The following is a 19184-nucleotide window of genomic DNA, read 5'->3' on the forward strand; positions in this document are numbered from 1 at the left end:
TTGCTATGTTATATAGCATAGGCTATTTATAAATGAAAATGATTATTATTTAGATGACGTGGTAATGATTAGCACCACAAGGGTATCGCGTAAGCTAAGCGGGGAAATCGCAGGAAAAAAACAGGGTATCTGCCTGCCCGGCAGGGGAAAACAGCCCGGGCAGGATAAAATCAGGAGATGTCGGCGACCGACTGGCGTGGGATCAGGCGGCCTGCGAGAGTGCGACCTTCGGTGGCAAATGCCGGACGCTCATCAATCAGGTTGCGGATGCGCTGCAGGCAGTTTTCCATCAGCTGTTCCAGCGGCCAGGAGATACAGGTCAATGGTGGATAGAGCAGCGAGGCCAGCGGCGAATCTTCGAGGCTCAGCAGCGAAACTTCCTGCGGCACGGCAACATTGAATTCGCGCAGCAGGCGCATGGCTTCCGCCGCGTAGCGGTCACGCTTCACGATAATCACCGAATATTTGCTGAAGCTGTTGATCAGCGTAAGCAGCGCCTGTTCGACATCGTCATTGGCGGTCAGCACCAGCTGGCGGTTGAAAGGAATCGAGTAGTTTTGCAGGACGTTACGATAGCCTTCCTGCATCTGGCGGCTGGCGTCATCGCTGTCGCTGTCAGAAAGCAGGGCGATGTGACGATGGCCTTTACCAATCACGTAGCGACAGGCGCTTTCGGTAGCAAAGGCGTAGTCGTAACCCTGATTGTTCACCCCGGCGATGCTGAAACGATCGAAGGAGATCACGTTGCGTGGCGTATCCGCAGGCAGGGGGCCGAGCACCACCACGGCGACACACTGGCGCTGGAAATCGTCGATGACGGCCGCCTGCTCGACAGCATCCGTGACGTACTGGACGATCAGGTTTTTATTCAGGCTTTTCAGCGCCACAGACAGCAGAGGCAGCAGCCGTGCGCTGCTGCTTTCATCCCGCACCGGGAGTACCAGACCGACATGATTGGATGTTTGACTGGCGAGGTTCTGCGCGGCAAAACTTGGGCGATAGTTCAACTCTTCCACTGCCCGCAGAACGGCTTCCCGGCTTTCGTCACGCACGCCGCGGGTGCCGGTGAGCACACGAGATACCGTCGCTCTCGAGACATTCGCTAATCTTGAAACATCATCAATGGTTGGCATGGTATTTTCTGCTTTGATTATTTCGCTTAGCTTAACATACCTGCTGAAAAAGTGTCATCGCCAGCGGTCCGCGGAATTTGCCAGAACCGGCAGCCACGCTGCCCCGCGCACGCCGCTGGCATCGCCGAAGCGAGCCGGTTTAATCTGGGTTCGGCAGCTGTCGGAAAACAGATAAGGCACCAGCGCTGCCGGCAACGCGTCGTAGATTTTTTCAACGTTGGACAAGCCGCCGCCCAGCACAATGACCTGGGGATCGAGAATATTAATCACCGACGCCAGGCTGCGGGCAAAAGCATCGATAAAGTGCTGCCAGTGGGCCAGCGCCTGCGGGTCGCCCTCGCCAGCGGCCTGAATAATCGCCTCCGCTCGCGCCTGCTCGCCGAAGCGACGGGCAAAGCCGGTGCCGGAGATAAAGCTTTCGATGCAGTTCACTTTGCCGCAGTAGCAGGGCTGATCCGGGCCATCGCGCTCCGGCGTATAGCCCGGCAGCGTGTTGTGTCCCCATTCGCCCACGATGGCGTTGGGTCCGCTCAGCAGCTGCTGATTGACGGCGATGCCGCCGCCGCAGCCGGTGCCAATAATCACCCCGAATACCGTACTGGCGCCAGCCCCTGCACCATCCACGGCTTCGGAGAGCGTGAAGCAGTCGGCATCATTGGCAATCCAGACCGGCTGGCCGAGCTGCTGCTTGAGATCCCGACGCAGGTCGTGGCCGTTGAGGACCAGGCAGTTGCAGTTTTTAATCAGGCCGCTCTGCGGATCGATGGCGCCCGGCAGGCCAATACCAATCGTAAACGGCTGTTCGCTCCACTGGCGCACGCTGTCGATCAGGCCAAGCAGCTGCTGCATAAAGGCCTCATAGCTCTCTTTGTGCGTCGGTCGACGTTGGCGATAGACGCATTCGCCGTCGGCGTTGAGCATCACGGCTTCCATTTTGGTACCGCCGATATCTAAACCCAGATGTAGCATGGTTGTCCTCAGATGAGAGTGGGGGAGTGCACTCCCGGGCGGTCGCGTCAACGCCCGCCCGGGTCGTCCGGCTACTGGTGTAGCGGGCGTGAACGGTAGACCGCAATCAGCTCGGCGATCAGCTCTTTCGCCAGAATCGAGGTCATCAAATGATCCTGGGCGTGAACCATCACCAGCGTCATTTTGGTTTTCCCTTCCCCTTCGTCGGCTTCAATCAACTGAGTCTGGACGAGGTGCGCTTCGCGGGAATAGTGCGCGGCTTCTTTCATCTTCTCGTCAGCGGCGGCAAAATCCCCCTCTTTGGCACAGCTCAGTGCTTCAAAACAGAGGCTACGCGCCTGACCGGCATTGATGATAATGCCCATGATTTGTTCTTCTGATTCCATCATAAATCTCCATAACCGTCATACTTCAAGCTGCAGGGGATTCACTGCGTCGCCGCCTGCCTGCAACTCGAATTATTTAGGGTATACATAGTGTGGTGTGAATTAAGCGGACTGAGCCACGGCTTCAGTCTGGGCGGCTGCGTTGTCGCGTTCTTGCTGCAGCAGCTGTTTTTCGTAGGCTTTCAGGAACGGCATATACATCACCATTGCTGTGGCCATACAGATCAGGCACATGATCACCGGGCTGAAGCTCCAGTTAGCCGCCCACGACGCGCCAATCGGCGCCGGGGTGGTCCACGGGGTCATCGAGACCACGCGACTCACCAGATCCAGCTTCAGGGCGAACCAGGCGAGAGTGGCGTTAATCATCGGTACCAGCACGAATGGCAGGAAGAACAGCGGGTTCATGATAATCGGCGCGCCGAACAGAATCGGTTCGTTGATGTTGAACACGCCCGGGACGACACCCATACGTCCAATGGTGCGCAGATGGACCGCCTTGCTGCGCAACAGCATCAGCGCCAGCGGCAGCGTCGAGCCAACGCCGCCAATCAGCAGGTAGTGGTCCCAGAAACCTTGCACATAGATGTGAGGGATCGCCGTACCCGCCGCCATAGCGGCCTGGTTTATCGACAGGTTCGCCATCCAGAACGGGTTCATGATCCCGGTGACGATCAGCGCCCCGTGGATCCCGGCAAACCACAGCACCTGGCAGACCAGCACCGACAGCAGAATGGCGGGTAAGGTATCGGAGGCGGCAACCAGCGGTTTCACCAGCGACATGATCGCTTCCGGAATGATCATCCCCAGCTGCGCTTCGATAAACAGGTTCAGCGGATGCAGCGTCAGGACGATAGCCAGCACCGGGATCAGGATTTCAAACGAGCGCGCGACACCGGCCGGGACCTCAGGCGGCAGGCGAATGGTAATGTTGTGCCGCTTGAGGAAGGCGTACAGTTCGGTGGAGTAAATCGCCACCAGAATCGCGGTAAAAATCCCCTGTCCGGAGAAGTAAGCGGTGGAGATCTGCCCGTCTTTCAGCGGGGCGGCCACCAGCAGGAAGGACATCAGCGACAGCATGCCAGCGGTCAATGAATCCAGGTTGTGATGTTTTGCCAGGCTGGCGGCGATGCCGACCGCGATAAACAGGGTCATCACCCCCATGCTGAAGTTAAAAGGCAGCATCAGGGCATCGCGATGATCGAGGGAGAACTGCAGCCACGCCCGGGCAAATCCCCAGCTGGTATCCGGCGAGAAGGGCGGGAAGATAAAGACCAGTAGGAAAGAGCCGACGATCATAAAGGGCAGCGCGGTGATGAAACCGTCGCGGATCGAGGTGACATACTTTTGCTGCCCGATTGCCCCGGCCATCGGCGTAATTTTTTGTTCAATAACGGCGATCAATTTAGCGTACAGAGAGCTCATGATCTTTCCTTAGTGGTTGTTATCAATCAGGGAGAGCGCGAAATCCAGTACGGCGCCGCCTTTCTGCATGCCGTAATCCATCATGTTGATGGGCTCCACGCGGATCCCATATTTGTCCGCCTGCTTTTGCAGATCTTTCTGCATATATTTCACCTGCGGGCCAAGCAGGACGACCTGATAGTTGCCGACCTGCTGATCAAACTCGGCGACGCCAAAGGCATTGATCTCCACCGGCAGACCGCGCTGCTCTGCTTCGGCAATCATTTTTTTCATCAGCAGGCTGGTGGACATACCTGCGGAACAACACAACATAATCTTTTTCATAAACCGTTCCTGGTGAGTTGGATGGGGGGACTATAGTCATAACGGCGTCATTACGGAAAGCGCTTTCCGTTTGTGGATTTATTAATTGTGATAACGATCACCTAAGGCGGGCTTTTACTTTATGTTGTAGTGCGCGATCATCCTGCCAACAAAACCACTCGATAAGGTAGAACCATGAACAATCCGTTGATGAATGTTGCCGTGGACATCATCGAACAGCGTCTGGCGCCACTGGCGAACGTCCTGACGCGCAATAATCACATTACGGCGATGCGCGATAGTTTTGCGCTGGCGATGCCGTTCGTGATTGTGGGGAGTTTACTGGTGCCCGTTTTGTTTCCGCCCGTTTCCATAAATGGCGCGACAACGTTCGGACAGTTCTACCTGTGGCTGCGCCCGATGCTGCTGCCGACGTTTGAACTGACCATCGGCCTGGTGGCGCTGATTGTCGCCTTCGGCGCCAGTGCCAGCCTGGCGAAGCAGTACCGCCTGCCGGAAAGGCTCTGCGGACTGACCGGCTGCCTGTCGTTTCTGCTGTTCATTGGCTTTCGTGATAATGGCGTAACCAATATTTTCCTCGGCGGCATGGGGATTTTTACCGCGCTGATATCCAGTACATATTCAATTGAAATAATTCGGTTTTTTTATAAAAGAGGCTGGTGCATTCGCCTGCCTGAAGAGGTGCCGCTGATGACCCGCAACGGCTTCCAGCTGCTGGTGCCGCTGCTGTTTGTGATGATTTCCATCAGCGTGGTCAATGCGCTGATGCAGCAAGCCACCGGGCGGATTTTACCGGAGCTGATCAGCGAAGCGGTCAGGCCGCTGGTGGTGGCCTCAGATACCCTGACCGCGGTACTTATCTCTTTGTTTATCTGTAATTTGCTGTGGTTTGTTGGTATCCATGGCGCGCTGATCATCACCGGAATAATGAACCCGTTCTGGATGACCTATCTGTTTGAAAACCAGCAGGCGCTGGCGGAAGGGGCGACGGCGTTACCGCATATCTACCTGCAGGGGTTCTGGGATTTCTACCTGCTGATTGGCGGCATTGGCTCGACGCTGCCGCTGGTCTTTATGGCGATGCGTAGCCGATCGCGACAGCTGAAAAGCGTCGGTAAAATTGGCCTTATCCCGTCGTTGTTTAATATCAACGAGCCGATCCTGTTTGGTTTTCCTATCATTATGAACCCGGTTTTCCTGCTGCCGTTTATCTTCGTCCCGTTGATAAACGCCTGTATCGCATGGTATTTGACGCAGATTGGCATCCTCGATCGGGCGGTGGCGATGTTGCCGTGGTCGATGCCGTCCCCGCTCGGCGCGGCCTGGTCTGCGAACGGCAGCTGGAAAAATCTCTGCATGACGTTGTTCGCCATCTTCAACGCGTGGATGCTGTACCGGCCGTTCTTTAAAGTCTACGAACGCCAGCTTGCCGACGCCGAACGCTAGTTTTTTGCCTTTCTCCTGGCCGATATCTCGCCCGCGTTATGCGGGCGTTTGCATATTTCATAGTGTGATGTAAATCACAAATATATCTGAGTCCCCCTCAAATTTGTGAACCAGACCGATAATAATGGAAAGCGTTTTCCGTTTGTGGATGTACATTTCCGAATTTTGTCAGTAGATTTCTTTTGGTGCACTGGGCCGTATTTTTCACCTCAACAGATGAGGTGACAGGGTAGACCTTTTTTTGGCTGCGCCGGTCAGGCGCGGCCTTTTTTCACTGACAGGAGGCGTTATGACCCGGTATCAGTTTCCGGAAGGCTTTTTTTGGGGGGCAGCAGCATCAGGTCCGCAAACGGAAGGGGTGAGCAACAAGCCGCACCGCTCGATTTGGGACAGCTGGTTTGCCGAGCAACCGGAACGCTTTTATCAGCAGATTGGACCGCAAACCGTCTGTGACACCTATCATCAATACCCGCAGGATGTGGCGTTGATGAAACAGACCGGCTTTAACTCCTTTCGTACCTCGATTCAATGGTCTCGCTTGATTGATGATTTTGAAACCGGGGCCGCCAATCCGGACGCGGTGCGTTTTTACAACGCCTATCTTGATGAGATGATCGCCAACGGTATCGAGCCGATGATCAACCTCTATCACTTCGATATGCCGGAAGCGTTGCAAAAGCAGTATGGCGGATTTGAGTCGGCGCACGTAACGGATCTCTTTGCCCGTTTCGCCCGCACCGCCTTCGAGCTGTTTGGCCATAAAGTGAAATACTGGATCACCTTCAATGAGCCGATTGTGCCGGTGGAAGGGGGCTATCTGTACGACTTCCACTATCCGTGTAAAAAGGATGGCAAGCTGGCGGCGCAGGTGGCCTTTAACATTATGCTGGCCCACGCCAAAGCGATTCGCGAGTTCCGTGAGCTGGCGCTGCCGGGCGAGATCGGGGTGGTGCTGAACCTGACGCCTTCCTACACCCGCAACGACAGTCCGGAGGACAAAAAGGCGGCATGGCATGCGGATCTGTTTTTTAACCGCAGCTTCCTCGATCCGCTGGTCAAACATCAGTTCCCGAAAGAGCTGTGCGAAATTCTGGCCGCTCACGATTGCCTGCCGGAAGTGACGAAAGCCGACGTTGAGCTGATTACCGGTTCGCACGTCGATTTTCTCGGCGTGAACTACTACGTTCCGCGTCGGGTACAGGCGCGTGAGAGCGACTATACGCTGGACTATTTCACCCCGGAATATTACTTCGAAAACTACGTTAATCCTGAAGGGCGGTTTAACCCGTATCGCGATAACAACGAAATTCTGCCGCAGGCGATCTATGACATTGCCGCCAACGTGCGCGACAACTACGGCAATATTAAGTGGTTCCTCGCAGAAATTGGTATTGCGATGGATATCGAGTCGGAAGGGGAGCCGGGTGACGACGGGGTGATCGATGATTCATTCCGCATTCGTCTGATGGAAGAGCATCTGGTGCAGCTGCACCGGGCGATAGCCGACGGCGCCAATTGCTTCGGCGTGCACCAGTGGACCTTCATCGACAACTGGTCGTGGATTAACTCGTTCAAGCGCCGCTACGGCTTCTGGCGCCTCGATCTGCAAACCGGCGAGCGGCAGATAAAACGCAACGCGCTGTGGTTTGCCGAACTGGCGGCCAGTAACGGCTTCAGTGCCGAAAAATAGCCCCGCAAAATCTCCCGGAGGCGGCGCTGATGCGCCTGTCCGGGCTACAGACCGCACGATCCTGTAGCCCGGACAGATGCGCAGCATCGCCTCCGTGGCAACCAGACTGCACGCTCCCGTAGCCCGGACAGATGCGCAGCATCGCCTCCGGGGCAACCAGACCGCACGCTCCCGTAGTCCGGACAAGATGCGCAGCATCGCCTCCGGGGAAACCAGACCGCACGCTCCCGTAGCCCGGACAGATGCGCAGCATCGCCTCCGGGGCAACCAGACCGCACGATCCTGTAGCCCGGACAGATGCGCAGCATCGTCTCCGGGGCAACCAGACCGCACGCTCCCGTAGCCCGGACAGATGCGCAGCATCGCCTCCGGGGCAACCAGACTGCACGCTCCCGTAGCCCGGACAGATGCGCAGCATCGCCTCCGGGGCAACCAGACCGCACGCTCCCGTAGCCCGGACAGATGCGCAGCATCGCCTCCGGGGCAACCAGACCGCACGCTCCCGTAGCCCGGACAGAGGCGCAGCATCGCCTCCAGGGCAACCAGACTGCACGATCCTGTAGCCCGGACAAGATGCGCAGCATCGCCTCCGGGGCAACCAGACCGCACGCTCCCGTAGCCCGGACAAGATGCGCAGCATCGCCTCCGGGGCAACCAGACCGCACGATCCTGTAGCCCGGACAAGATGCGCAGCATCGCCTCCGGGGCAACCAGACTGCACGCTCCCGTAGCCCGGACAAGATGCGCAGCATCGCCTCCGGGGCAACCAGACCGCACGATCCTGTAGCCCGGACAAGATGCGCAGCATCGCCTCCGGGGCAACCAGACCGCACGCTCCCGTAGCCCGGACAGAGGCGCAGCATCGCCTCCGGGGCAACCAGACCGCACGCTCCCGTAGCCCGGACAGATGCGCAGCATCGCCTCCGGGGCAACCAGACCGCACGCTCCCGTAGCCCGGACAGATGCGCAGCATCGCCTCCGGGGCAACCAGACCGCACGCTCCCGTAGCCCGGACAGAGGCGCAGCATCGCCTCCGGGGCAACCAGACCGCACGCTCCCGTAGCCCGGACAAGATGCGCAGCATCGCCTCCGGGGTAACCAGACCGCGCGCTCCCGTAGCCCGGACAAGATGCGCAGCATCGCCTCCGGGGAGAAGCCTCTGGCGCTACTTTTCCATCTCCGGCAGTGACGCAATCCAGTTCATTGCCAGCTGAGGCCACTCGGCGGCGGGTAGCCCCGTTGTTCCACGGATACCGAAACCGTGCTTACCCTCGGCAAACAGGTGTAACTCGGTCGGCACCTTGTGAGCACGCAACGCGTTAAACATCACCAACGCGTTATCGACCGGCACCGAAGGATCATCCACCGCATGCATAATGAACGTTGGCGGCGTCGCGGCGGTCACATTGTGCTCCGGCGAATAGCGACGTTGCTGTTCTGCCGTCGGCGTATCGCCAATCAACGCGTGGCGCGAACCGGGATGGGCAATGGCGGGATCCATCGAAATTACCGGATAGCCCAGCACCACAAAATCGGGGCGCGCGCTCAGGCCATCGACGGCGTCCGTGGCGGGATAGACCGCATCGTCATAACGGGTCTCGAGGCTGGCGGCGACATGACCGCCGGCAGAAAAGCCCATGATGCCGATTTTATGCGGGTCGATGTGCCACTCCGGGGCGCGGGCCCGCAGGGTGCGCAGCGCGCGCTGGGCATCGGCCAACGGCGCGTTGCTGCCTTCCGCGTGGCCGTCCGCCGGCATGCGGTAGGTCATGACGAACAGGGTATAGCCCTGCGCGGTAAACACCGGGGCAAGATCGCTGCCTTCTTTGTCCAGCACCACCCGCTGATAGGAACCGCCAGGGGTGACCAGCAGCGCAATACCGTTGGGCTTCGCGGGAGCATACACCGTGATCTCCGGCGCGCGGATACCGGTCACCGCGCGGTCGGGCAGGGCGCCATCTTTGCTACGATCCACCAGAGACGGGACCGCCGGGCTGTTTTTTGCACCGGGGGCCTCGCCGCCGGGCCAGACCGGTAGCGTGGGCAGGGCGGCGAGAGCCGCCTGAGAAGAGATAAGCAGAGTCATGGCTGCCGCCAGGGGTAAACGCGTCATAAGCATCTCCATGATGGAAAACGCTTATTTATCATTCATTCACGGCGGGTAACGCGAGGTGTCTCACAGAACACTGTTTCACTTTTATCGAAATGAAACAGTGTTTTGGATGGTGTTAAGCGCGGGTGGCAATCAGGATCGCCGAGGCCTTAATCAGCGCCAGCACGCGGCTGCCCTGCACCAGCTGCATCTCTTCCTGACTCTCGTTGGTCACGACCGCCACGATATCAAACCCGGCATCGGTAGTAATATGCACCGTCGCGTTCACCGCGCCTTCGGTCACCCGGCTGACGCTGCCGGCAAACTGGTTACGGGCAGAAAACTTCAGGCCGCACGCTTCCGTTGCCAGGGTCACCCACGGGGCTTTAATCAAGGCGATAGCTTCTTTGCCAGGGACCAGCCCCAGCGCCTGCTGGCTGCTGTGGGTGACAATCGCCACCAGCGTTGCGCCGCCGGTGAGCGTCAATTCAATTTCATCATTGACCGCGCCGGTGGCAACGGCACTCACCGTGCCGGTCAGTTGGTTACGTGCTGATACCGCCATAAAACCTCCTTCCAGTGACTGATTGCGATAAGTACAAAACTTATACTAACTCATCTTTGCCAATTCCCAGGCGTTTCATGCGGGAAAGCAGCGTGGTGCGTTTGAGACCCAGCCGTTGCGCGGCGCCTTTCGGCCCGGCAACCACCCCGTTACTCTCTTTCAGCACCCGAACAATCAGCTGATATTCGTCTTCCCCCTCCTGCGGCAGAGCGGCCTCCGGTAGCGTTTCCGGCTCAATATTCAGCTCTGGCAGCGACAGCTGGAGCACGCTACCGCGGGTCAGCAGCACCGCGCGCTCAATCACGTTCTCCAGTTCCCGCACGTTGCCTGGCCACTCCATCCGGCTGAGGGTACGCAGGGTCTCCGCCGGAATGCTGTCGATATTGCGCCCGAGGCGGCGGGCGATTTTAAAGGTAAACGCTTTGACCAGCAGCGGGATATCGTCCGGGCGCTCGCGGAGCGGCGGCAGATGGATCGGGAAGACGTTCAGACGGTAATAGAGATCGCTACGGAATTCGCGATCGGCGACCATCTGTTTAAGATCGCGGTTAGTCGCGGCGATCAGCCGGACGTCGGTCTGGATCAGCTTATTGCTACCGAGCCGCTCAAATTCCTGCTCCTGCAACACCCGCAGCAGCTTCGGCTGCAGCTCCAGCGGCATATCGCCCACTTCGTCGAGGAACAGGGAGCTTTTATCCGCCAGCTCGAAACGGCCGATACGCTGCGCGCTGGCCCCGGTAAAGGCACCACGCTCATGGCCGAAGAGATCGCTCTCCAGCAGCCCGGCAGGCATCGCGGCGCAGTTCATTTTTACCATCCGCCGGCCGTTGCGTCCGCTGAGATTATGGATCGCCCGGGCAATCAACTCCTTGCCGGTGCCGGTTTCACCGAGGATCAGCACGGTGCTGTCGCTCTGCGCCACCATCTCGACCTGCTTGAGCACGCTGTGCATGGCTTCGCTGCGGCCGATAATTTCACCAAACTCGCTCTCGACGTTATTCAGTTGCTCGGTCAGCGCCAGGTTTTCGTCAACCAGCCGCTCTTTCAGACGCTGAATTTCCTGGTAGGCGAGGGCGTTATCGATGGCGATCGACACCCGCTCGGCAATCTGGCGCAGCAGCTTGAGGTTGGTGGTGGTGAATACTTTTTCGTCGCACTGCGCCAGCTTCAGCACTCCCAACAAATTATTGCCGGACATCAGCGGCAGCAGGCACAGGGTCTGGATCTGGTTGCCCCACATCTCGAAGAGCATTTTTTCATACGGCGCCAGCGAGTCGTGCTCGTGCAAGTTGAGCAGCAGCATCTCTTTGCTTTTAAACACCCGCTCGGTCAGGGTGCCGGCCTCGTTGACCTCGCTCTGGTCGTGCACCGGGTGGCTGGCGTCAAGATAGTGGGTCGAGTAGATATTCAGCTTGCCCTTGCGGCTGCTGTGCAGCACCACGCTGATGGCGTCGATGCGGAAATAGCGATGAATCTCCTTCGCCACCTCGCCCACCAGCTCATCGATATCCAGCCGGGAGAGCACGGCGTTGGTGATGGCGACCAGAATGCGGAAGTTGTCGCGCTCGTGGCACAGCAGATCGTAATCCACATTGTTGCTGACCCGGCTCTGGATTTGTTCGGTTACCACCGCAACCAACTGGGTAAAGGTATGCAGCCGCTGGTACTCTTTTTCGGTCCAGGGGCGGTCGTCGTTGCGGATAAACTCGCAGCCGCCGAAGATGCGACCTTCCGCCGCCAGCGGCAGCAGGCAGTAATAACCGAATGGCGGATACAAACCGCAGCCGGCCAGCTGCGGCCAGGCTTCGACAAAGGTGGCGTGGTCACAATGCAGCGCATCGGGGCGCGACAGCAGGCGGCGCACCGGCCCGTGGGCCAGTAAGGTTTCATCTTCATAGCTGACCGGCAGGCCCGCGTCGTTGCAGGCGTAGCGGGTCGCGCGGTGGTTTCCGGCATTCCACAGGATAATGGCCGCGCGATCTGCCAGCGCAGACTGCTGAACCAGGCGGGTTAGCGTTTCACTCAGCGCGGCCAGGTCAGGCTGCTGTAACAGAATACGGGTGATATCGAACAGCCCTTGCTGCCCAAAATCGCCCAGTGGTGTATACGACATTGCTTAAGTCCAAAAAGCGCCATTCAGGCGGCGCATAAGAAAGTGATGACACAAATAATAGTATGTTAAAAAGCAGTCGTTGCCGCGGTAATCCATCCGTGGTGGCCCGATGGTTTGGGCTGGATAATCATGCTGAGATGCTGATGTTTTTCCCGGAGGCGATGCTGCGCATCTGTCCGGGCTACGGTTAACAAATTCGTGGTAAAGGCTCGGCGTGAGGCAGATCCAGCGTGCGTTTGACCCCGTATAACCCGACGGAACGTACGCCGCGGCGTTCAACCACCTCGCCAATCATCGCCGCATCGCGGCCCAGCGGATGGCTACGCAGCTGCGCCAGCGCCGCTTCCGCTGCCTCCCGGGCAACGGCAATCACCAGCTTGCCTTCGTTGGCGAAGTTAAGCGCATCCAGGCCTAATAACTCGCACACTCCGCGTACGGTATCGTTGACCGGCAGCGTCTGTTCATGCAGCTCGATGCCGCAGCCGCTGGTGGCGGCGAACTCATGGGCCACCGCGTTGACTCCGCCGCGAGTGGCATCGCGCAGGGCTTTGACGCCGGGAACGTCGCGCAGGGTCTGAATCAGCGGCGTGAGCACCGCGCAGTCGCTGGAGAGCGCGCCGTCCAGCCCCATCTGCTCGCGCAGGTTGAGGATAGTGGCGCCGTGATCGCCGAGGGTGCCGCTGACCAGCAGGACATCGCCGGGGGTAATCTGCTGCGCGCCCCAGCGAATGTCCGCCGGGATCGCGCCGATCCCGGCGGTGTTGATAAACAGTTTATCCGCCGCGCCGCGCGGCACGACTTTGGTATCGCCGGTCACGATGGCAATCCCGGCGGCCTGCGCGGTATGGGCCATGCTGTTGACCACCCGTTCGAGGATGCTCATTTCCAGCCCCTCTTCGAGAATAAACCCGCAGGAGAGATAGCGCGGCAGGGCGCCGCTGACCGCCACGTCGTTGGCGGTACCGCATACCGCCAGCTTGCCGATATCGCCGCCGGGGAAAAATAGCGGGTCAATGACGTAGCTGTCGGTGGAGAAGGCGAGGCGGTCGCCGAGGGCGGCTAACTGCGCCAGATCAAGACGCGCCTGATCTTCCTGCTCCGCCAGCCACGGGTTGGCAAACGCCTGCATAAACAGGGAGGCGATCAGCTGCTGCATCGCCTGACCGCCGCTACCGTGGGCTAACTGGACGCTTTTCATGCTTCGTTTTCCTGACTGCGATATTGATACCAGGCGGCGCATGCGCCTTCTGATGAGACCATCAGCGCGCCGAAGGCGCTCTGGGGATTACAGACTTTGCCGAACAGCGAACACTGGTGCGGCTTGCAGCGACCGGTCAGCACGTCGCCGCAGCGGGCGCGCGGATCGTCACAGACGCGTTGCGGCGCCGGGCGGAAATGGGCCTCGGCATCGAAACGCTGGTAGGCGGGCGTCAGGCATACGCCGGAATCGCTGATGACCCCCAGGCCGCGCCATTCGCTGTCGCCGCTGAGGCAGAAAACATCGGCTATTGCCGATTGCGCCAGCGGATTGCCTTCATCAGGCACCACGCGGCGATACTGATTTTCCACCTGACTGTGCCTCGCTATTGTCTGCTCAACCAGCATCACCGCGCCTTGCAGTAGATCAAGCGGTTCGAATCCAGCGACCACTAAAGGACGATGATAGTCGCTGGCGATAAAACCGTAGGCGTCGGTACCAATGACCATGCTGACGTGACCGGGGGCAAGAAAGGCGTCGATGCCGTTGTCCGGCTGGTCGAGCAGGCTGCGCAGGGTCGGGAGCAGCGTGATGTGCTGGCAGAAGAAGTAGAAATTGTCGACGCCGCGCTCGCGGGCGTGGCGGAGGGTCAGGGCGGTGGCGGGCATGGTGGTTTCAAAACCGAGGCCGAAGAAGACCACTTCACGCTCCGGGTTCTGCTGCGCCAGCTTCAGGGCGTCCATCGGCGAATAGACGATGCGCACATCGGCGCCGCGGGCTTTTGCCTGCAGCAATGAACCGTTTTTGCCGGGCACGCGCATGGCGTCGCCGAAGGTACAGAAAATCACGCCCGGACGGCTGGCGATGTCGATACAGGTGTCGATACGCCCCATCGGCAGCACGCAGACCGGGCAGCCAGGACCATGAATGAATTCAATATTGTCGGGAAGCAGCTGGTCGAGGCCGAATTTAAAAATGGCGTGGGTGTGGCCGCCGCAGACTTCCATAATCCGCAGCGGGCGTTCGGCGGTATGGGGAAGCAGTTGCGCCCGCGCCTGCAGGTGCTCAACCAGCAGCATCACCTGTTCCGGGGCGCGGTATTCATCAACGAAACGCATTATCGCTCCTCGCCGTACAGCAGCGCGCCGACGTCCGGCTCGACTTCAAACATATTCTGCAGCGCCTCGAGAGTATCCCGGGCTTCGGCTTCATTAATGATGCTCATGGCGAAGCCGACGTGGACCAGCACCCACTGCCCGAGGCGCGGCTGACCGTGCTCGTCGACGGCGCCGACAAGGGTCAGATCGACTTCGCGCTGAATGCCGCACACTTCGACCTTCGCCTGGTTGCCATCAATGGCGCAGATTTGTCCCGGAATGCCTATGCACATTGCTGCGCCTCCAGCCAGTTGAGCCACGTATCCATGCCTTCACCGCTGGTGGCGGAGAGCATGATGATCTCAATATTGGGATTCACCTCCCGGGCACTGGCGAGGCACTTCTCCACATCAAAGTTGAGGTACGGCAGCAGATCGATTTTGTTCAGCAGCATCAGGCTGGCGGCAGCGAACATATGCGGGTATTTCAGCGGCTTGTCTTCCCCTTCGGTCACCGACAGCACCGCCACTTTATGACGTTCGCCGAGATCGAAGCTGGCCGGACACACCAGGTTGCCGACGTTTTCAATAAACAGAATTCCGTTATCCGCCAGCGGCAGGCGCGGGGCGGCATCGGCGATCATCTGCGCATCGAGATGACAGCCTTTACCGGTGTTGACCTGAATGGCCGGGGTGCCGGTGGCGCGAATACGCGCCGCGTCGTTGATGGTCTGCTGGTCGCCTTCGATAACCGCGCACGGCGTTTTGCCTTTCAGGCGCAGTAAGGTTTCGCTCAGCAGGGTGGTTTTACCGGAGCCAGGGCTGGAGACCAGGTTCAGCACCACCTGGCCGCGGGCGGCAAAGCGGGCGCGATTGCGGGCGGCCAGCCGGTTATTTTTATCCAGCACGTCGATCTCCACCTCCAGCATCCGGCGCTGGCTCTGGCCCGGCGCGTGGGTTCCTGCTTCGCCGTGGCCGTAGTGCAGGTCGCCGCTTTCAGAGCGGGTAGGGGTGAAGTTATCGGTTTTGACGCCGGTAATGGTCATGGTCTGGCGCGGGGCCGGCGCGAAGGGGGCGCTGCGAAACGCCGAGTGGGGGTTATGTTCATCACCTTCGATATAAAGGTTGCCTTCCCCACAGCCGCAAGTCGTACACATAATTTACTCCTGGTCTATCCCGTCGTCGTTCAGGTTGTTTTGGTTTTGCCGGAAACAACCTGAATCAGTCGGGGCTCACTTCTATTCGTTGGATCTGTAAGCCGTCGTCGGCGACGATTTGTAAGGTGTCGCTCTGACACTGCGGGCACCGACGCACATGCTGCGAGATGAGATGCACATACTGCTGGCAGGATTCACACCAGCATTCCGCCTGCTGTTCGTCGATATGCAACTCGCAGCCTTCCGCCAACGTCCCGCGGCACACCAGTTCAAAGCAGAAAGTCAGCGCGCTGGCTTCCACGCAGGAAAAGGCGCCGACTTTCAGCCACACGCCGGTGACCCGTTGTGCCCCGGCCTGCTGCGCTTGTTGTTCAATAATTTCCAGCGCCCGCTGGCTGAGCGTGATTTCGTGCATGGCTGCCTCCGTATCTCTATAGGCCTTATATGCAATAACGATGCCAGCTCACCGTTATTGTCGGCGTGGCTGTCGATGACGACAGTGAATGGCTGTCATCGACATGTCAGTTCAGGACGTTGGTTTTGTTAATTTCATTCAATATCAAGTAGTTAAAATTTGGCATGGAAAATGCTAGTACGGTGCATCTCATGAAAACGGGGAATCCGAGATGACTATTTGGGAAATAAGTGAAAAGGCGGACTACATCGCCGATCGTCACCGTCGCTATCAGGATCAGTGGCGGCATTACTGCAATTCGCTGGTTCAGGGCATCACGCTGTCCAAGGCACGTTTGCATCACGCGATGAGCTGCGCGCCGGACAAAGAGCTGTGCTTTGTTTTATTTGAACATTTTCAGGTGTATGTCGCACTGGCGGAAGGGTTCAACAACCACACCATCGAGTACTACGTTGAAACACGCAACAGCGATGATAAGCGTCTGATTGCTAAAGCAACGCTGGCCTCCGACGGCACCATTGATGGCCGTATCAGCAACCGTTCGCGCGAACAGGTGCTGGAGCATTATCTGGCGATTATCGCCAGCGTGTATGACCGTCTGTATGACGCCATGGAACGCGACCAACCGGTGGATTTAAGCCATCTGGCGTTGGCTCATTAACCGTAGGTGTCGACAGGTGTCGAAAATGACAGCTGAACACCCTGATTTCGTCAAAAATGACTGTCACCCGAGGATGATCCGGTGAACCGTTTTGTAATTGCTGACTCCACCGTCTGTATTGGCTGCCGCACCTGCGAAGCCGCCTGCGCAGAGACGCACCGCCAGCACGGCCTGCAGGCCATGCCGCGACTGCAGGTCATGCGTAATGAAAAAGAATCCGCGCCGCAGATGTGCCACCACTGCGAAGACGCCCCCTGCGCCGCCGTGTGCCCGGTTAATGCGATTAACCGCGTTGATGGCGCGATCCAACTGAATGAAAGCCTGTGCGTAAGCTGCAAGCTGTGCGGGATTGCCTGCCCGTTTGGGGCGATCGAATTTTCCGGCAGCCGTCCGCTGGATATTCCGGCGAATGCCAATACGCCTCTGGCACCCGCCGCGCCACCGGCCCCTGCACGCGTCAGTTCGCTGCTCGACTGGGTTCCCGGCGTGCGGGCTATCGCCGTGAAATGCGACCTGTGCCATTTCGATGAGCAGGGACCGGCCTGTGTCCGGACCTGTCCGACCAAAGCGCTGCTGCTGGTGGATATTCGTGATATCGCCCAGGCCAGCAAGCGTAAGCGCGAGCTGACCTTTAATACCGACCTCGGCGATCTGTCGCTGTTTCAGGCGCAACAAGGGGGCGTGAAATGAGTGTGATTTCTTTAGTCAATCAGGCTGTGGTTTGGTATGCCGTCAGCGGCGTGCTGGCCTTTCTCTTTACCATGCGTAAATCGCTGAGCGGCGCAATTGCCGGGATTGGTGGCGCGGTGGCCAGCGTGATGCTGGTGCTGGCGGGCGGCGCAGCGCTGCTGATGCCGGAGCGGATGAACGGCGGCGTCCTGCAGTTGCTGAACCTCACCATGCGGGTTGGCGGGATTAACGCGCTGTGGCTGCTGGCCATCGGCCTGTCGGCTTTACCGATTTCGCTGTTCAATATTGCGTGGCACCGCCACCCGCAGGTCAAAGCCAACGGCCTGCTGGTGAACCTGCTGCTGGCGGCGGCCACCAGTGCGGTCGTGGTGACGAACTTCGGTGCGCTGGTGGTGATGGCGGAAATCATGGCCCTGTGCGCCGCCTTCCTGACCGGCTGCGCACAGTCCGGCAAGCTGTGGTTTGTACTGGGACGTCTCGGCACTCTGCTGCTGGCCTGGACCTGCTGGCTGGTCTGGTCGACCTACGGCACGCTTGAAGTGGCGCAGATTAACCGTCTGTCGCTGGGCGTCGCGCCGGATATGCTGCTGTGGCTGCCGGGACTGATTGGCTTCGCTCTGCTGGCCGGGGTGATCCCGCTGCACGGCTGGGCGCCGCAGGCGCATGCTGGCGCCAGCGCTCCGGCTGCCGCGCTGTTCTCCACCGTGGTAATGAAAGTCGGTCTGTACGGTATTTTGACGGTCTCATTGGCCGGGAGCGTACCGCCGCTGTGGTGGGGCGTGATGCTGCTGGTTCTGGGGATGATCACCGCTTTTGTCGGCGGGTTGTATGCGCTGATGGAGCACAATATTCAGCGTCTGCTGGCGTACCACACCCTCGAAAATATCGGCATTATTCTGCTCGGCCTTGGGGCCTTCGTCACCGGCGTGGCGACCCACAACGCCACCCTGATGCTGCTGGGCTTTATTGGCGGCATGTATCACCTGATCAACCACAGCCTGTTTAAAACCACGCTGTTCCTCGGCGCCGGCGCGGTCTGGTTCCGCACCGGTCATCGTGACATCGAAAAGCTCGGCGGAATTGGTAAAAAGATGCCGCTGATTTCGCTCTCGATGCTGGTGGGGCTGATGGCGATGGCCGCGCTGCCGCCGCTGAACGGCTTTGCTGGCGAGTGGGTTATCTATCAATCCTTCTTCACTCTGAGCACCGGCGATGCCTTTGTTGGTCGCCTGCTGGGGCCGATGCTGGCAGTTGGACTGGCGATTACCGGCGCACTGGCGGTGATGTGCATGGCCAAAGTCTATGGCGTGACCTTCCTCGGCGCGCCGCGTAGCAAAGAGGCGGAAAACGCCACCTGTGCGCCGTGGCTGATGACCTTTAGCGTGGTGCTGGCTGCCGCCTGCTGCGTGGTGGGTGGGGTCGCTGCGCCGTGGCTGCTGCCGCTGGTTGGCGGTGCCTTCCCGGTACAGGCGGAAGTCTCAAGCGTGGTGTCGCAGCCGCTGATCGCGCTGCTGCTGATCGCCTGCCCGCTGCTGCCGTTGCTGCTGATGATCTTCTTCAAAGGCGACCGTCTGCCGGCCCGCTCGCGCGGTGCGGCCTGGGTGTGTGGCTACGACCATGAAAAATCGATGGTTATCACCGCCCACGGCTTCGCCATGCCGGTGAAAGAAGCCTTTGCACCGGTGCTGAAACTGCGTCACTGGCTGAACCCGGTCCGGCTGGTTCCCGGCTGGCAGAATGCTGCGGCGCCTGCGCTGTTCCGCAGCGTCGCGCTGGTTGAGCTGGCGGTGCTGGTGGTGATTGTGATTTCGCGAGGAGCCTGAG

The 19184-nt window shown here is 59.2% G+C and carries 18 protein-coding genes; 5 read left to right on the top strand and 13 right to left on the bottom strand.

Features of this window, described 5'->3' with window-relative positions; all coding sequences use genetic code 11:
• Window positions 1-170 precede the first annotated feature (170 nt).
• From HF679_RS23845 to HF679_RS23865, 5 genes are all read right to left on the bottom strand, one after another.
• The gene (locus HF679_RS23845; protein ID WP_123756757.1) at window positions 171-1133 is read right to left on the bottom strand and encodes a LacI family DNA-binding transcriptional regulator; all 963 of its coding nucleotides are present in this window, start codon (window positions 1131-1133) and stop codon (window positions 171-173) included.
• Window positions 1134-1187: 54 nt separating this feature from the next.
• Window positions 1188-2102 carry an ROK family protein gene (locus HF679_RS23850; protein WP_123756758.1) on the bottom strand — a complete coding sequence of 305 codons (915 nt, stop codon included), beginning with the start codon at window positions 2100-2102 and terminating at the stop codon, window positions 1188-1190.
• Between the two features lie 71 nt (window positions 2103-2173).
• A complete protein-coding gene (locus HF679_RS23855) occupies window positions 2174-2488 on the bottom strand; it encodes a PTS lactose/cellobiose transporter subunit IIA (protein WP_123756759.1) in 315 nt (104 codons plus the stop codon).
• Between the two features lie 102 nt (window positions 2489-2590).
• Entirely contained in the window at window positions 2591-3913 is a 1323-nt protein-coding gene (locus HF679_RS23860) for a PTS sugar transporter subunit IIC (protein ID WP_123756760.1), read from the bottom strand.
• Window positions 3914-3922: 9 nt separating this feature from the next.
• Entirely contained in the window at window positions 3923-4237 is a 315-nt protein-coding gene (locus HF679_RS23865; RefSeq protein ID WP_123756761.1) for a PTS sugar transporter subunit IIB, read from the bottom strand.
• Window positions 4238-4411: 174 nt separating this feature from the next.
• Here HF679_RS23865 and HF679_RS23870 point away from each other — a divergent pair, with 174 nt between their 5' ends.
• Together HF679_RS23870 and HF679_RS23875 are read left to right on the top strand one after the other, a co-directional pair.
• Window positions 4412-5683, top strand: coding sequence for a PTS sugar transporter subunit IIC (locus HF679_RS23870; RefSeq protein ID WP_123756762.1), 1272 nt, complete (start codon window positions 4412-4414; stop codon window positions 5681-5683).
• 289 nt (window positions 5684-5972) lie between these two features.
• Window positions 5973-7373 (top strand): glycoside hydrolase family 1 protein, encoded by a 1401-nt coding sequence (locus HF679_RS23875; RefSeq protein WP_187042436.1) that lies wholly within the window; start codon window positions 5973-5975, stop codon window positions 7371-7373.
• 1165 nt (window positions 7374-8538) lie between these two features.
• On the opposite strand, the gene HF679_RS23880 is transcribed toward HF679_RS23875, so the two are convergent.
• From HF679_RS23880 to hypA, 8 genes are all read right to left on the bottom strand, one after another.
• A complete protein-coding gene (locus tag HF679_RS23880) occupies window positions 8539-9486 on the bottom strand; it encodes an alpha/beta hydrolase (protein ID WP_187042437.1) in 948 nt (315 codons plus the stop codon).
• Between the two features lie 115 nt (window positions 9487-9601).
• The gene (locus tag HF679_RS23885) at window positions 9602-10030 is read right to left on the bottom strand and encodes a molybdopterin-binding protein (protein ID WP_123756765.1); all 429 of its coding nucleotides are present in this window, start codon (window positions 10028-10030) and stop codon (window positions 9602-9604) included.
• Between the two features lie 40 nt (window positions 10031-10070).
• Window positions 10071-12143 carry a formate hydrogenlyase transcriptional activator FlhA gene (gene flhA / locus HF679_RS23890; RefSeq protein ID WP_187042438.1) on the bottom strand — a complete coding sequence of 691 codons (2073 nt, stop codon included), beginning with the start codon at window positions 12141-12143 and terminating at the stop codon, window positions 10071-10073.
• Between the two features lie 187 nt (window positions 12144-12330).
• Window positions 12331-13341: a hydrogenase expression/formation protein HypE gene (gene hypE, locus HF679_RS23895; RefSeq protein WP_123756767.1), complete on the bottom strand. Its 1011-nt coding sequence runs from the start codon at window positions 13339-13341 to the stop codon at window positions 12331-12333.
• Window positions 13338-14459, bottom strand: coding sequence for a hydrogenase formation protein HypD (hypD, locus tag HF679_RS23900; protein ID WP_123756768.1), 1122 nt, complete (start codon window positions 14457-14459; stop codon window positions 13338-13340). Before hypD ends, hypE begins: the two co-directional genes overlap by 4 nt.
• The gene (locus HF679_RS23905; protein WP_123756769.1) at window positions 14459-14731 is read right to left on the bottom strand and encodes a HypC/HybG/HupF family hydrogenase formation chaperone; all 273 of its coding nucleotides are present in this window, start codon (window positions 14729-14731) and stop codon (window positions 14459-14461) included. Before HF679_RS23905 ends, hypD begins: the two co-directional genes overlap by 1 nt.
• The gene (gene hypB / locus HF679_RS23910) at window positions 14722-15594 is read right to left on the bottom strand and encodes a hydrogenase nickel incorporation protein HypB (protein ID WP_123756770.1); all 873 of its coding nucleotides are present in this window, start codon (window positions 15592-15594) and stop codon (window positions 14722-14724) included. Before hypB ends, HF679_RS23905 begins: the two co-directional genes overlap by 10 nt.
• Window positions 15595-15658: 64 nt before the next feature.
• Window positions 15659-16009: a hydrogenase maturation nickel metallochaperone HypA gene (gene hypA, locus HF679_RS23915; protein ID WP_123756771.1), complete on the bottom strand. Its 351-nt coding sequence runs from the start codon at window positions 16007-16009 to the stop codon at window positions 15659-15661.
• 211 nt (window positions 16010-16220) lie between these two features.
• Here hypA and hycA point away from each other — a divergent pair, with 211 nt between their 5' ends.
• From hycA to hycC, 3 genes are all read left to right on the top strand, one after another.
• Entirely contained in the window at window positions 16221-16670 is a 450-nt protein-coding gene (hycA, locus tag HF679_RS23920) for a formate hydrogenlyase regulator HycA (protein ID WP_154143969.1), read from the top strand.
• 81 nt (window positions 16671-16751) lie between these two features.
• Window positions 16752-17360 (top strand): 4Fe-4S dicluster domain-containing protein, encoded by a 609-nt coding sequence (locus tag HF679_RS23925; protein WP_123756773.1) that lies wholly within the window; start codon window positions 16752-16754, stop codon window positions 17358-17360.
• On the top strand, window positions 17357-19183 hold the full coding sequence (hycC, locus tag HF679_RS23930) for a formate hydrogenlyase subunit 3 (protein ID WP_154143967.1): 1827 nt from the start codon (window positions 17357-17359) through the stop codon (window positions 19181-19183). Before HF679_RS23925 ends, hycC begins: the two co-directional genes overlap by 4 nt.
• The last annotated feature ends 1 nt before the right edge of the window (window position 19184 follow it).

The organism is Enterobacter sp. JUb54, from assembly GCF_014298075.1.
In the GTDB taxonomy this organism is placed as follows: domain Bacteria; phylum Pseudomonadota; class Gammaproteobacteria; order Enterobacterales; family Enterobacteriaceae; genus Klebsiella; species Klebsiella lignicola.

Bases quoted from the DNA above. Each gene is read 5' to 3' on its own strand.
- HF679_RS23845 (WP_123756757.1), bottom strand. From the start codon at position 1,133: ATGCCAACCATTGATGATGTTTCAAGATTAGCGAATGTCTCGAGAGCG.
- HF679_RS23850 (WP_123756758.1), bottom strand. From the start codon at position 2,102: ATGCTACATCTGGGTTTAGATATCGGCGGTACCAAAATGGAAGCCGTG.
- HF679_RS23855 (WP_123756759.1), bottom strand. From the start codon at position 2,488: ATGGAATCAGAAGAACAAATCATGGGCATTATCATCAATGCCGGTCAG.
- HF679_RS23860 (WP_123756760.1), bottom strand. From the start codon at position 3,913: ATGAGCTCTCTGTACGCTAAATTGATCGCCGTTATTGAACAAAAAATT.
- HF679_RS23865 (WP_123756761.1), bottom strand. From the start codon at position 4,237: ATGAAAAAGATTATGTTGTGTTGTTCCGCAGGTATGTCCACCAGCCTG.
- HF679_RS23870 (WP_123756762.1), top strand. From the start codon at position 4,412: ATGAACAATCCGTTGATGAATGTTGCCGTGGACATCATCGAACAGCGT.
- HF679_RS23875 (WP_187042436.1), top strand. From the start codon at position 5,973: ATGACCCGGTATCAGTTTCCGGAAGGCTTTTTTTGGGGGGCAGCAGCA.
- HF679_RS23880 (WP_187042437.1), bottom strand. From the start codon at position 9,486: ATGACGCGTTTACCCCTGGCGGCAGCCATGACTCTGCTTATCTCTTCT.
- HF679_RS23885 (WP_123756765.1), bottom strand. From the start codon at position 10,030: ATGGCGGTATCAGCACGTAACCAACTGACCGGCACGGTGAGTGCCGTT.
- flhA (WP_187042438.1), bottom strand. From the start codon at position 12,143: ATGTCGTATACACCACTGGGCGATTTTGGGCAGCAAGGGCTGTTCGAT.
- hypE (WP_123756767.1), bottom strand. From the start codon at position 13,341: ATGAAAAGCGTCCAGTTAGCCCACGGTAGCGGCGGTCAGGCGATGCAG.
- hypD (WP_123756768.1), bottom strand. From the start codon at position 14,459: ATGCGTTTCGTTGATGAATACCGCGCCCCGGAACAGGTGATGCTGCTG.
- HF679_RS23905 (WP_123756769.1), bottom strand. From the start codon at position 14,731: ATGTGCATAGGCATTCCGGGACAAATCTGCGCCATTGATGGCAACCAG.
- hypB (WP_123756770.1), bottom strand. From the start codon at position 15,594: ATGTGTACGACTTGCGGCTGTGGGGAAGGCAACCTTTATATCGAAGGT.
- hypA (WP_123756771.1), bottom strand. From the start codon at position 16,009: ATGCACGAAATCACGCTCAGCCAGCGGGCGCTGGAAATTATTGAACAA.
- hycA (WP_154143969.1), top strand. From the start codon at position 16,221: ATGACTATTTGGGAAATAAGTGAAAAGGCGGACTACATCGCCGATCGT.
- hycC (WP_154143967.1), top strand. From the start codon at position 17,357: ATGAGTGTGATTTCTTTAGTCAATCAGGCTGTGGTTTGGTATGCCGTC.